At 58.5% G+C, this 11,836-nt stretch carries 14 protein-coding genes; 10 read left to right on the top strand and 4 right to left on the bottom strand.

Features of this window, described 5'->3' with window-relative positions; all coding sequences use genetic code 11:
- Window positions 1–12 precede the first annotated feature (12 nt).
- The 10 genes from ACESSO_RS05665 to ACESSO_RS05710 all read left to right on the top strand — a co-directional run bounded on the left by ACESSO_RS05665 (window position 13) and on the right by ACESSO_RS05710 (window position 9,922).
- Window positions 13–555, top strand: coding sequence for an NUDIX hydrolase (locus tag ACESSO_RS05665; RefSeq protein WP_373164084.1), 543 nt, complete (start codon window positions 13–15; stop codon window positions 553–555).
- A gap of 41 nt (window positions 556–596) precedes the next feature.
- Entirely contained in the window at window positions 597–1,289 is a 693-nt protein-coding gene (locus tag ACESSO_RS05670; RefSeq protein WP_373164085.1) for a response regulator, read from the top strand.
- A gap of 76 nt (window positions 1,290–1,365) precedes the next feature.
- Window positions 1,366–3,144 (top strand): ATP-binding protein, encoded by a 1,779-nt coding sequence (locus ACESSO_RS05675; RefSeq protein WP_373164086.1) that lies wholly within the window; start codon window positions 1,366–1,368, stop codon window positions 3,142–3,144.
- Complete coding sequence (locus tag ACESSO_RS05680; RefSeq protein WP_373164087.1) at window positions 3,141–4,457, top strand: hypothetical protein; 1,317 nt, start codon at window positions 3,141–3,143, stop codon at window positions 4,455–4,457. The genes ACESSO_RS05675 and ACESSO_RS05680 overlap by 4 nt, the downstream gene beginning before the upstream one ends.
- A 16-nt stretch (window positions 4,458–4,473) precedes the next feature.
- Window positions 4,474–5,298 carry a hypothetical protein gene (locus tag ACESSO_RS05685; protein WP_373164088.1) on the top strand — a complete coding sequence of 275 codons (825 nt, stop codon included), beginning with the start codon at window positions 4,474–4,476 and terminating at the stop codon, window positions 5,296–5,298.
- Between the two features lie 150 nt (window positions 5,299–5,448).
- Window positions 5,449–6,744: a UDP-N-acetylglucosamine 1-carboxyvinyltransferase gene (locus tag ACESSO_RS05690; RefSeq protein WP_373164090.1), complete on the top strand. Its 1,296-nt coding sequence runs from the start codon at window positions 5,449–5,451 to the stop codon at window positions 6,742–6,744.
- Between the two features lie 66 nt (window positions 6,745–6,810).
- Window positions 6,811–7,620 (top strand): MBL fold metallo-hydrolase, encoded by an 810-nt coding sequence (locus ACESSO_RS05695; RefSeq protein ID WP_373164092.1) that lies wholly within the window; start codon window positions 6,811–6,813, stop codon window positions 7,618–7,620.
- Window positions 7,602–8,084: a 23S rRNA (pseudouridine(1915)-N(3))-methyltransferase RlmH gene (gene rlmH, locus ACESSO_RS05700; protein ID WP_373164094.1), complete on the top strand. Its 483-nt coding sequence runs from the start codon at window positions 7,602–7,604 to the stop codon at window positions 8,082–8,084. The genes ACESSO_RS05695 and rlmH overlap by 19 nt, the downstream gene beginning before the upstream one ends.
- A complete protein-coding gene (locus ACESSO_RS05705; RefSeq protein ID WP_373164096.1) occupies window positions 8,081–8,869 on the top strand; it encodes a lipase family alpha/beta hydrolase in 789 nt (262 codons plus the stop codon). The genes rlmH and ACESSO_RS05705 overlap by 4 nt, the downstream gene beginning before the upstream one ends.
- Before the next feature lie 111 nt (window positions 8,870–8,980).
- On the top strand, window positions 8,981–9,922 hold the full coding sequence (locus tag ACESSO_RS05710; protein WP_373164098.1) for a 1-phosphofructokinase family hexose kinase: 942 nt from the start codon (window positions 8,981–8,983) through the stop codon (window positions 9,920–9,922).
- Window positions 9,923–9,944: 22 nt separating this feature from the next.
- Here ACESSO_RS05710 and trmD read toward each other — a convergent pair whose 3' ends face one another.
- From trmD to rpsP, 4 genes are all read right to left on the bottom strand, one after another.
- Complete coding sequence (gene trmD / locus ACESSO_RS05715) at window positions 9,945–10,679, bottom strand: tRNA (guanosine(37)-N1)-methyltransferase TrmD (protein ID WP_373164100.1); 735 nt, start codon at window positions 10,677–10,679, stop codon at window positions 9,945–9,947.
- The gene (gene rimM / locus ACESSO_RS05720) at window positions 10,676–11,182 is read right to left on the bottom strand and encodes a ribosome maturation factor RimM (protein ID WP_373164101.1); all 507 of its coding nucleotides are present in this window, start codon (window positions 11,180–11,182) and stop codon (window positions 10,676–10,678) included. Before rimM ends, trmD begins: the two co-directional genes overlap by 4 nt.
- A gap of 122 nt (window positions 11,183–11,304) precedes the next feature.
- Window positions 11,305–11,535, bottom strand: a complete 231-nt coding sequence (locus tag ACESSO_RS05725; RefSeq protein WP_031476974.1) for a KH domain-containing protein — start codon at window positions 11,533–11,535, stop codon at window positions 11,305–11,307.
- Between the two features lie 14 nt (window positions 11,536–11,549).
- On the bottom strand, window positions 11,550–11,792 hold the full coding sequence (gene rpsP, locus ACESSO_RS05730; RefSeq protein ID WP_054327417.1) for a 30S ribosomal protein S16: 243 nt from the start codon (window positions 11,790–11,792) through the stop codon (window positions 11,550–11,552).
- Window positions 11,793–11,836: the final 44 nt, after the last annotated feature.

The following is an 11,836-nucleotide window of genomic DNA, read 5'->3' on the forward strand; positions in this document are numbered from 1 at the left end:
AGGGATAACATAATGAATATGCGGGAAAAACAGCTTTCGCATCGGTATTTTTTTGAAGGGAAAATCATGAAGGCGCGGCTGGACGAGGCTCTGCTCCCCAACGGCAAGACCGCGCTGCGCGAGGTGTGTGAGCATGTCGGCGGCGTAGGCGTGCTGCCTATCGACCGGAACGGCAACGTGCTTCTGGTGCGGCAGTTCCGCTATCCGTATGATACAGAGATGCTGGAAATCCCGGCGGGCAAGCTGGATCACGGCGAAGGGGAGAGCATTGCCGACTGCGGTGCGCGTGAGCTGAAGGAGGAAACCGGCTGCACGGCGGCGCGCATGGTGCCGCTCGGCTGCGTCTATCCGTCCCCCGGTTTTCTGACCGAGGTCGTGCATTTGTTTGCCGCGCTCGACCTGACCGACGGCGAAATGCAGCCGGATGAGGATGAATTTGTTGAACTGGTGCGGCTGCCGCTGGCCGAGGTGGAGGCCATGGTCGAACGCGACGAGATTCGCGACGCCAAGACGGTGGTTGCGCTGTACCGTGCCAAGCTCAAGGGACTGTATTAACCGGAAACAGTTCCCGTTCCTCTTTTGGGAAGGAGGCAATTATGGAGAAGAAAAAAATTCTGGTCGTTGAGGATGAAAAGGCAATCGCGGACATTCTGGTGTTTAACCTTCAACGCGAGGGATATGACACGCTGGTCGCCTATGACGGCGCGGATGGTTTGCGTGCCGCGCTGGATCAGACGCCTGATTTGATTTTACTGGACGTGATGCTGCCCTCGATGGACGGTTTTGAAGTGCTGGGGCATATCCGCGAAAAGCAGGATACCCCGATCATCATGCTGACCGCCCGCGAGGAGGAGACTGACAAGGTGCTCGGCCTGGAGTTGGGCGCAGATGACTATATCACCAAGCCGTTTTCCATGCGCGAGCTGATGGCGCGCGTCAAGGCGAACATGCGGCGTACGCTGTCCGGCGAGGAGCGGGAAAAGCCTGTCGTACCGTCGGGCGGCGGCCTTCGCATTTCACGCGACAACGGCATGGTGTACAAAAACGGGCGGGCGCTCGAGCTGTCCGCGCGCGAGTTTGACATTCTGTGTTTCCTGTCCGCGTCTCCCGGCCGCGTGTTCTCGCGCGAGGAGCTGATGGAGCAGGTATGGGGCTACGACTATTACGGCGATCTGCGCGCAGTCGATGTGGCGATTCGCCGCCTGCGCGAAAAGGTCGAGGACCAGCCCGCCAGTCCGCGCTACATCATGACCAAGCGCGGCATGGGCTATTATTTCAGCGGCGAATGACGAATGAATCCGTGCATTGCGCACGGAATACAGAGAAAAACGGCGCGGCTGCGCTCCGCACGCCGGAGGTGTTTGTTTGTTTCGTTCCTTACACATGAAGCTGGTGCTGATTCTGGTGCTCATGATCATATCGGTCATGGCAGTGGTTGGTACGTTCCTCATCAACAGTGTCAACACGTTTTATCTGGACAGCTTCTATGAGCAAATGCAGAACGTGTTCAACCAGTCGAGCACGATGGATTCCCTCAAGGACGCGGCGGCCGAGCAGGGTGCGCCCGGCTTGCAAACCGTCATTGAGGCGCGGGAAAGCGCACTGGGAATCGACGATTACCGCAACTACTATATTCTGGATGCCGAGGGACGGTATCTGGAAGGCTCCAACCCGAACATCACGCTGACCCGGACGAGCAACATCGTCGCCGCGATGGCCGGCGAGCTTGGCGCACGCTCGTCCGTGTCCGACAGCATGATGGATATTGCCGTGCCCATCGACAAGGACGGGGACGGCGGCGTGGACTATATCGTGTACATTACGGATGATAAAAGCGAAATTTCCGACCTGTCATGGCGCTTTTTCCAGATTGTCATGCAGGCAATGATGTTCGGCCTGCTCGCGGCGATTCTGCTGTCCTTTTTGCTCAGTAAAACCATCACCACCCCGATTGAACGCATCACCGAGGGTGCGCGGTCGGTTGCGGAGGGTAATTTCGATCAGGATTTGGGCGTGCAGTCGTCCGACGAAATCGGTGAGCTGACGCGCTCGTTCAACTACATGGCGCGGCGGCTCAAAAGCACGGTGGGCGAGGTGCAGGGCGAACGCGACAAGCTGAGCACCCTGTTCCTGCATATGACGGATGGCGTTGCCGCATTTACGACCGAGGGGCGGCTCATCCACATGAACCCGGCAACCGAAAATCTGCTGGGCGTGCGCATGGAGGATCATCTGACCTTCGACGAGATGTTTGCCGATCTGGACATGCCCAATTCGGATGAGACGGCCATGCGCAGCTTTCTGACCAGCGAAATCACGCGGCGCGACCGTGTGCTGTCGGTCACGCTCGCGCCGTATGGTGCGCTCGACGGGGAGGGCGGTGTAATCGCGGTCATTCACGATATCACTGAGCAGCGCCGTTTGGATGATGCACGGCGCGAATTTGTCGCCAATGTGTCGCATGAGCTGCGCACACCGCTGACCAACATCCGTTCCTATACCGAAACCCTGCTGGATGCCGCGGGAGATATTCCGATTGACACGGAAAAGCAGTTTTTGGGCGTTATTTCGAGTGAGTCCGAGCGCATGGCGCGCATCGTGACCGATCTTCTGACGCTGTCCAAGCTGGACTACGGCCGCATGGAGCTGCGCATGACGCGCTTTTCGCTGTCCGAGCTGCTCAAAAAGGTAGCCAACGCCATGAAGCTGACCGCACAGAATAACGGCCATGAGATGATTGTGGACGCACCGGATACGCTGCCGTCCATCGTCGGCGACCGTGAGCGCATCGAGCAGGTGGTGGTCAATATCCTGTCCAACGCGGTCAAATATACGCCGTCGGGCGGGCATATTCGTCTGTCGGCCTGTGTGCCGGCGGAAAACCGCGTGCGCATCACGGTGCAGGATGACGGCGTGGGGATTCCGGCCGCTGATGTGCCGCGTCTGTTTGAGCGCTTTTATCGTGTGGACAAGGCGCGCAGCCGCGCCGCTGGCGGCACGGGTCTCGGCTTGGCGATAGCCAAGGAGATTGTCGAACAGCATGAGGGCAAGATTGCGCTGGCCAGTGAGTACGGCAAAGGCACGACGGTCACTATTACACTGCCGACCAACCTGACCCCGAACAGGGAGGAGGGGCCGGTATGAGAGGCGCGCAGCGTTCGGTCAAAAACACGGCGAAAAATGTGTCGCTGATTGTGCTGGTGGTGCTGCTTTTGACGCTGTGCGCCGCCAATTGGCTGACCGGGCTGAATGTGGCTCAGATGCCGGCGGACAGCCTCATGCGGCGTGCGCACGACCATCTGTTTGGCGGTGCGGTGGGCTATGAGCTGCGCTCGTCAGGCGTAGCCGCAGCTGAACCGGTGCAGCTTGCGCTGACAGTAGACGGGCAGCTGTACGGTGTGCAGTATAACGTGACGGATATTGATGCGGCGGTCGCCGCTGTGCGCGACCTGTGGGCGCAGGTGCTGACGGGCGGTGAGTTGGTCCCTGCCGGAGAAGATGAGCTGAACGCTGCACTGCGCGCAGGCGACTGTGCGGAATTGCGCTATCACGGCGCGATTCCGCTGGGCGCGGTCGCGGGCTGGATGGGCGGCACATGGAAGGACGGCAGCGAGACGTATGTGGAGACGCTGATCTATGCGGCGGGCGCAGAGCGTCTGTTTGTGCGCACTTCGGACGGCGCGTTGTATGCGGCTGCGGCAAAAACGGACAAAAACGTGCTGGAAAGCGCGCAGGATGCTTTCCGCGGCCTGCCCTGTAAGTTTTCGGGCGAGGCGTATGCGGTGTATCCGGAAACGCTGCTGTTTGACAGCGAAGCGCTGGCCCTTCCGCTGCTGAACAACGAGCAAATCGACCTGTTTTCCACGCAGAACGGCACCGGATTGGAAGAATTACTGCAAGCGTTCGGATTTACGGCATATGCGGATTTTTATGCTGAGCAAAACGATCAGGTGCGTGTGTTCGTTGATAATGTCAGCACGCTGCGCGTGAGCGCAGCAGGCTTGCTGCAGTATGCGGCCTCTGCGGAAAATACCGCAGTGCGCGCGTATGAAGAGGGCGAGGTCAGCGGTCAGTCCGCGATTGACGCGCAGATGGACTGCGCCCGACTGATTCTGGATGCGGCGCTGCGCGTAGGCGAGACGAATACCCATGCGTCCCTGTATGCGGTCGGACAGGAAAACGGACAGACGATACTGGTCTTTTTGCAGATGTACGGCGGTGTGCCGGTGCTGGGTGAGAATGATTTTGCCACCTTTGTGTTTGATGGCGGCGCGCTGGTTTCCGCAACGGTCCGCCTGCAGCGTTTTGCTGCGCAGGATACAAGCCGTATCGTCCTGCCCGCGAGACAGGCGGCTGCGGGCGCGATGGGAGAGGCGAGCGGTCTGATGGTCGCGTACCGCGCACAGGAGGAAGGGACATACGTCCCTGCACGTTTCTATCTGAAAAGCGCAGATTGACGGGAGGTGAGGCTGCTTGCAATGGGATAAAGTAAAGAATGTGCTGATCGTCATTCTGCTGGTGGTCAACCTGTTTCTTATCGGCAACTTCGGCGCCAAAATATGGCAGAATTATCAGAGAAGCGAAGAATTGGAGGCCGATCTGCGCACGCTGACGCAGGAATACGGCAGGCAGCTGGATGACAGTTTCCGGCTGCCCAAGGACAAAGTGCTGCCGATACTGTCAATTGACCGAAGCCGCACGGATGAGGAAACGGTGGCACAGGCGATGCTGGGCGAAGCGGTCGAGCGGACCGAGCAGGAGGACGGCACTGTGCTGTTCCAAAGCGACAGCGGCAAGGTCGAGTGGCACGCGGACGGTACGGTACAAGCGGAATGCACGACCGGTGAGGCCGCGCCGGAGGATGCCTCGGCGGCCCTGCGCCTGGCGCGGCGGCTGCTTTCCGACTGGGGCCTGCAGGCGGAGGACGAATCGCTGCACGCAGATGGCCTGACGGTCACGATGACCGGTACGGTTGCGGGGCAGCCGGTACACAACCGCCGGTTAACGCTGCAATTTGATGAGGACGGCGGCGTTGCTTTAACCGGTTTGTGGAGCTTTGGCACACCGTATACCACCGTGCAGGGCAGCGGCGTATCCTGCAATGCGGCGGATGCTTTGCTGGAATTTGCCGCGCGCGCGCAGGAGGTTGGGAGGATTGACTCGATGACGGCCGGCTATCGTATGGAGATGGACAGCAATCGCCGACTGCAGCTTACGCCGACTTGGAAGATTTCGACGGATTCTGGTGAATATTTGGTGGATTGTGCCAAAAAAACGATTGTAGACCAGGAAAATTGAAAAAAAACTTTCCTTTATCGAAAATTGTGGTACAATAGATTGGTGAGAAAATTTGCGGGTGCACGCATGTGTGCGCCCGGTCATAGAATACAGTAGCAAGACAGTTCACGCGGCGGTTACGCGTATTGCAACAGTGAGGAGTAGGTAGGTTTGACCAAATATGTAATCAACGGCGGTAAAACGCTCAATGGAGAGGTCACGATCTCCGGCGCAAAGAACGCGGCGGTTGCGATCGTCCCGGCAGCGCTGCTGGCGGACGGCCCGGTTCGCATTGAGAATGTGCCCAAGATTATTGATGTGACGCTGCAGCTGGAGATCATGCGCGAATTGGGCGCGCAGATTCGGCTGCTCAACGCAACAACGGTGGAAATCCAGAATACACAGCATCCCAGCCTGAAGCCGCATGAGCTGGAGCGCAAGCTGCGCGCTTCGTATTATTTGCTCGGCGTGCTGCTGGGTAAATACGGCTATGCCGAAGTCGCCATGCCGGGCGGCTGTAACTTCGGTGGCGTGCGTCCGATCGACCAGCATATCAAGGGCTTTGAAGCGCTGGGCGCCAGAGTGACGCTGCCCAAGGGCGGATACATTCGTGCCGAGGCACCCGAAGAGGGGCTGCACGGTGCACATATCTATTTCGATGTGGTGTCGGTCGGCGCGACCATGAACATCATGCTCGCAGCAGTGCTGGCCAAGGGCCAGACTGTCATGGAAAACTGCGCCAAGGAGCCGCATATCGTCGACTTGGCCAATTTCCTTAACGCGATGGGTGCGAACGTTAAGGGTGCAGGTACGGACGTCATCAAAATTCGCGGCGTCGAGCGTCTGCACGGAGGCACCTATTCCATCATCCCCGATCAGATCGAAGCCGGTACGTTCATGGCGGCGGTTGCAGCCTGCGGCGGTTCGGTGCTGGTTAAGAACGTTATCCCGAAGCACCTCGAATGCATCACGGCAAAGCTCAAGGAGATGAACGTCGAGGTCACCGAGTTTGACGACGCGGTGCTGGTGCGCCGCGAGGGTCGCCTGACCAAGACCAACATCAAGACCATGCCTTATCCGGGCTTCCCGACTGATATGCAGCCGCAGATGACCACTGCACTGTGCCTTGCCGAAGGTACGAGCATCGTCACCGAGGGCGTGTGGGACAGCCGTTACCGTTATACCGAAGAGCTGGCGCGCATGGGTGCGAACATCCATGTCGACGGAAAGATTGCGGTTATTGAGGGTGTAGAAGAATTTAAGGGCGCACCGGTGCGCGCGCACGACCTGCGCGCGGGCGCGGCCATGGTTATCGCGGGTCTTGCGGCCAAGGGCGTGACCGAGGTTGAGCAGGTGCAGAACATTGAACGCGGCTATGAGACGCTGGTGGAAAAATTCGTGGCGTTGGGTGCGGATATGTACCGCTCCGAAATCCCGGATTCCATGGGTGCGGCTGAGCGCGCGTAAAAAAGGAACACAAACAGCGGAGGGGGCAACCTCTCCGCTGTTTTGGAAAGTAAAGGAGTTTCAGCATTGGCGGAGCGGTATTATTTCAGTATTGCAAGCGGGTCGACGGGCAACTGCGGCTTGTACATGGCGGACGGGACGGCGATTCTGATTGATTTGGGCGTTTCTCTGCGCAAGATAACCACGGCATTGGCTGAGCTGGGCCTTGGACTTACAGACGTTTCCGCCGTGTTGCTTACGCATGAGCATATCGACCATGTCAAGGGCCTGCCGATGTTTTTGAAAAAGGCGAAAGCGCCGGTGTTTGCCTCGCGCGGCACGGCTGAAGCATTGGCGGCAAAAGACCCGTCTTGCGCCGACCGCTTAAACGAATTTGACAGCGGTGAGGGCTTCTGGGTGCGCAATGTGGATATTGCAACCTTTGCCACGCCGCACGATGCGGCGGAGAGCGTCGGATACATACTCGAACACGGCAACCATCGTTTCGGTTTTGCCACCGATTTGGGCTTTGTGCCGCGCGAAGCGGCGGAATTACTGCGCGGCTGCGAGACGGTCGTGCTGGAGAGCAACCATGACCCGCATATGCTGCAGGCAGGACCATATCCGTATCCGCTCAAAATGCGTGTGGCCGGACCGGCGGGCCATCTGTCCAATCCGGACTGCGCAGTGTTTGCAGCTGATTTGGTGCGGCACGGCACGCGCAATCTGGTGCTGGCGCATCTGAGTGAAAAGAACAACATGCCGGCGCTTGCGCTGCAGCAGACGGTCAGCGCGCTGCACGGCCTGCCGGACTGCACGGTGCAGGTTGCGCCGCGGGAGCGCATGGAAACACCGGTTGTGTTTGGGGAGGAAGCAGTATGCTCTCTGTCCGGCTGATTTGCGTGGGAAAGCTCGGAGAAAAATTCTGGGCGGACGCTGTGCGCGAATATGTCAAGCGCCTTGGCGCATATTGTAAATTAGAAATTATAGAGCTGCCTGAGCAGCGCTTGCCGCAGACGCCCTCGGAGGGCGAGACCCGGCAGGCGTTGGACAAGGAGGCGGCGCTCATTGAGGACAAAATCCCACAGGGCGCGTCGGTGATTGCGCTGTGTGTGGAGGGCAAGGAAATGTCCTCCGAGCAGCTGGCAGCCTATCTCGGCCGCCTGACCGTGAGCGGTACAAGCCGCCTGTGTCTGGTGATTGGCGGGTCGTGCGGCCTGTCTGACAAAATCAAGACACGGGCTGCGCTGCGGCTTTCCATGTCACCCATGACCTTCCCGCACCACCTTGCGCGCGTGATGGTGCTCGAGCAGTTATACCGCGCGCTGAACATTGCCTCAGGCGGGAAATATCACAAATGAGTCGGAAACAGGATTGCAAAACCCGTTATCCCATCCTTCTGGCGCACGGCTTGGGCGTCACCGAGCGCGGCGGGCTGTATGTGCCGTGGGGCCGCGTGCCGGACGTGCTGCGTGCACATGGCGCGGAGGTCTGCTTCGGCGGGCAGGATGCTTGGGGCAGCATCGAAACCGGCGCGGCGCAGCTGGCCGAAACGGTGCGCAAAATGCTGCGTTTATACGGCTGTGAGCGCGTCAACATTATCGCCCACTCTAAGGGCGGACTGGAAGCGCGGCATCTGATTTCCGCGATGGGATATGGAAAACATGTTGCATCGCTGACGATGCTGTCCACCCCCAACCGCGGTTCGCGTGTGGCGGAGCTGTTGCTGTGTGCGCGGCCGGGCGTTGCGGTCTGGGCGCGCGGCAACGACGCATGGTGGCGGCGCGGCGGAGACCAAAATCCGGACGCGCTGCGTGCGGGCGAGCAGCTCACGCCTGCCTATCTGGAGGAATTTAACCGCACCCATCCGGATGCGAACTGCGTTTATTATCAAAGCTGGGGCGCACGGCTGGGCAAAAACAACACGGATGCTGCAATGCGGCTGACGCATGGCCTATTTTATCCCGCGCACGGCGACAGCGACGGGCTGGTAACACCGCAGTCTGCCCGCTGGGGCCGCTACCGCGGCACGCTGGAGGGCGTCAGCCATCAGCAGCTGGTGGATGCGCAAGGCGTGGAGGGGGGCTTTGATGTACGCGGCTTTTATGTGCGGCTTGTGCAGGAATTGGTATACCAGGGGTTCTGAGACAGCGTGTGCAGAGCTTTTCCATGAAACTTTACAAAAAGCATTTACATTACGCGCGCGATTCGGTAAAATAAAAAGTAAGAGTAAAATAAATAACAGGAGGGGCGCCCCATGATTATCACGATAACGCTCAATGCTGCGCTGGACCGTACTCTGCGAATTGAGCATCCGCTGGTGGTCGGCAAGCTCAATCGTGCAGTATCCAGCCAACTGGAGCCGGGCGGCAAGGGCATCAATGTATCCCGTGCAATTAAGGCCCTTGGCGGCAACAGTGTTGCGCTGGGCTTTTGCGGAGGAACAAACGGCCGTATCGTCAAGGATATGCTGACATCCGGCGATATCCACCATGATTTTGTCGATATTTCGGGCCAGATGCGTGTGAATACGCAGATTATTGACGCGCAAGGCGGGCACACCGAAGTAAATGAACCGGGCAGCAAAATTGAGGACGCGGATTTCCTGCGTCTGCTCGATCGCATGGAAATGTACCTGCATGAGGGGAACATTTTCGTTTTGGCCGGTTCTACACCGCCGGATTTCCCGCTTAAGAATTATCGCAAGCTGTGCAAGCTCATCAAAAAGCGCGGCTGCAAGCTGATTATCGATGCACAGGGCGATTTGCTGCTCGAAGCGCTGAAATGTGAGCCGGACTTTGTTAAGCCGAATATCTTTGAGCTGGCAGAGGCCGTGGGTGACAAGCCCTCCGCCGACCCCGAGGTGGTCGTGATTTCCGCGCGCAAGATGCTTGACATGGGCGCGCGTGCGGTGTGCGTATCGATGAGTCAGGAGGGCGCGGTGCTGGTATCCAAGGACGAGTCCGAGGCGCTCTATGTCAACACCAATCCCAAGATTTACGACGAGGGTTCGGTCGGTACGGGCGATGCGATGGTGGGCGCGATTGCAAACTCGATGAACAACAAACTCAAGTTTGACGAGATGGCGCGCTATGCGGTGGCAACCGCGCGTGCGTGCAGCCGCCTTGCGGGTACGGAAATGGCATCTCTGAAAAAGGTATACGAAGTGTACGAGACCACGCAGGTCTACATACTGTAAGAAAAAGCAAAAGCCGGACGGTTCAGCCGTCCGGCTTTTCGATTTTATCGAGAATTTTTTTGTCCTGCTTATCGCGCGGCACAAAATGCGCGTACAGGTCGGGCCGGTCGGCCTTAGTGCGGCGCAGGCTCATTTCACGCCGCCATGCCTCGATGTTGGCGTGATGGCCGGAGAGCAGTACCTCGGGTACCGCGCGGCCGCGCCAGACCTCCGGACGGGTGTACTGCGGATGCTCGAGCAGTCCGTCCCAGTGGCTTTCTGCGGTGAACGCCTCCTCGTCAGGCAATACGCCCGGCACCATGCGGCACACCGCATCCGCGACCGCCATCGCAGGAATTTCGCCGCCGGTCAACACAAAGTCGCCGATGGAGATTTCCTCATCCACACAGGCGTCGATAAATCTCTGGTCGATGCCCTCGTAATGTCCGCAGACCAGAATAAAGTGTTCGTGTGCGAGCAGTTCGCGCGCCTTTTGCTGGTTAAACGGCCGTCCCTGCGCGGACAGGAACACCGTGTGCACATGTTCACCCGCACACAGCGCTTCATGGCACAGATAGAGTGGCTCGGCCAGCATGACCTGACCGCGGCCGCCGCCATAGGGCGCGTCGTCCGCCTTGTGGTGCTTGTCGAGCGCATAGTCACGGATGTTAGTCGCGCGCACCTCAACCAGCCCCTTTTCCTGCGCGCGGCCGATGATGCTCTCCCGCATGACCGCGTTGATCATTTCGGGAAACAGCGTCATGATATCGATTTTCATTCCAGCAATCCCTCGATGCTTTCGATATAAATCACGCCCGCCTGCATGTCGATCTCCTGTAAAAAGGGCTTTGCAGCAGGCACATAGACCAGACGGCCTTCGGGGGTTTTGATTTCGTACATGTCGTGCGCGGGGTTGGTCGTCAGCACATCGCGCAGCTTGCCGACTTCGCAGTCCGTGCGGCGGTCGTGTACGGTAAAGCCGAGAATATCCTGAATGAACACCAAATCGTCCGGCAGGTCCACGTCCTCCCGATCGAGATGCAGCACGCGGCCGCGCAGCGCCTCGGCAGCCTCGACCGTGTCGATGCCGTTGAGATGCATCAGCACGACATTTTTATGCACCTGCGCTTTTTCCACGTTCACGGGCGTATTCTCGTCCAGATACAGGGTGTCGAAGTCGCAGAGCACCTCGGGACTGTCGCACCAGCTCTGCACCTTCAGGTCGCCGCGCACGCCGTGCGTGCCGACGATTTTTCCGGCCTCTAAAAATTGTTTTGGCATGTTGCCTCCTCCGCTTTCATTGGGGGAATGGCGCGCGGAAAACGCGCGCAGATAACAAAAAATCGCCGCAGCGCGGCGATTTTTATACGGCGTTATTCGACGGAAATCGTATTCCTGTCGATTCAGTCAAGAATGTCGACTGTTACACGCTTGTTTTCACGATTGCCTGCCGCTTTCATGAGTGTGCGGATTTCCTTTGCGATGCGGCCGTGACGACCGATGACGCGGCCCATGTCCCCAGGCGCTACGCGCAGGGAAAAGGTGACATTATCGCCGTCGATCTCCTCGGTGATGGCAATCGCATCCGGCTCGGAAACCAGATTTTTGACAATATAGGTCAATAACTCTTTCATTTCGTTAGCCTCACTCAATTCAGCACACCGGCCTTCTTCAGGATGCCGCGGACCGTATCGGTCGGCTGAGCGCCCTTCTTGATCCACTCCTGAGCACGGTCAGCGTCAACATTGACGGTAGCCGGGTCGGTCAGCGGGTTGTAGGTGCCGATCTCCTCGATGAAACGACCGTCACGCGGGTAACGGGAATCAGCGACAACGATGCGGTAGAACGGAGCCTTCTTCGCGCCCAGACGGCGCAGTCTGATCTTTACCATGGATGATTCACCTCCTCTGAAATAGAAATTGATCTATTGTAAAT

It is taken from the genome of Agathobaculum sp. Marseille-P7918 (assembly GCF_964248325.1).
Lineage (GTDB): Bacteria > Bacillota > Clostridia > Oscillospirales > Butyricicoccaceae > Agathobaculum.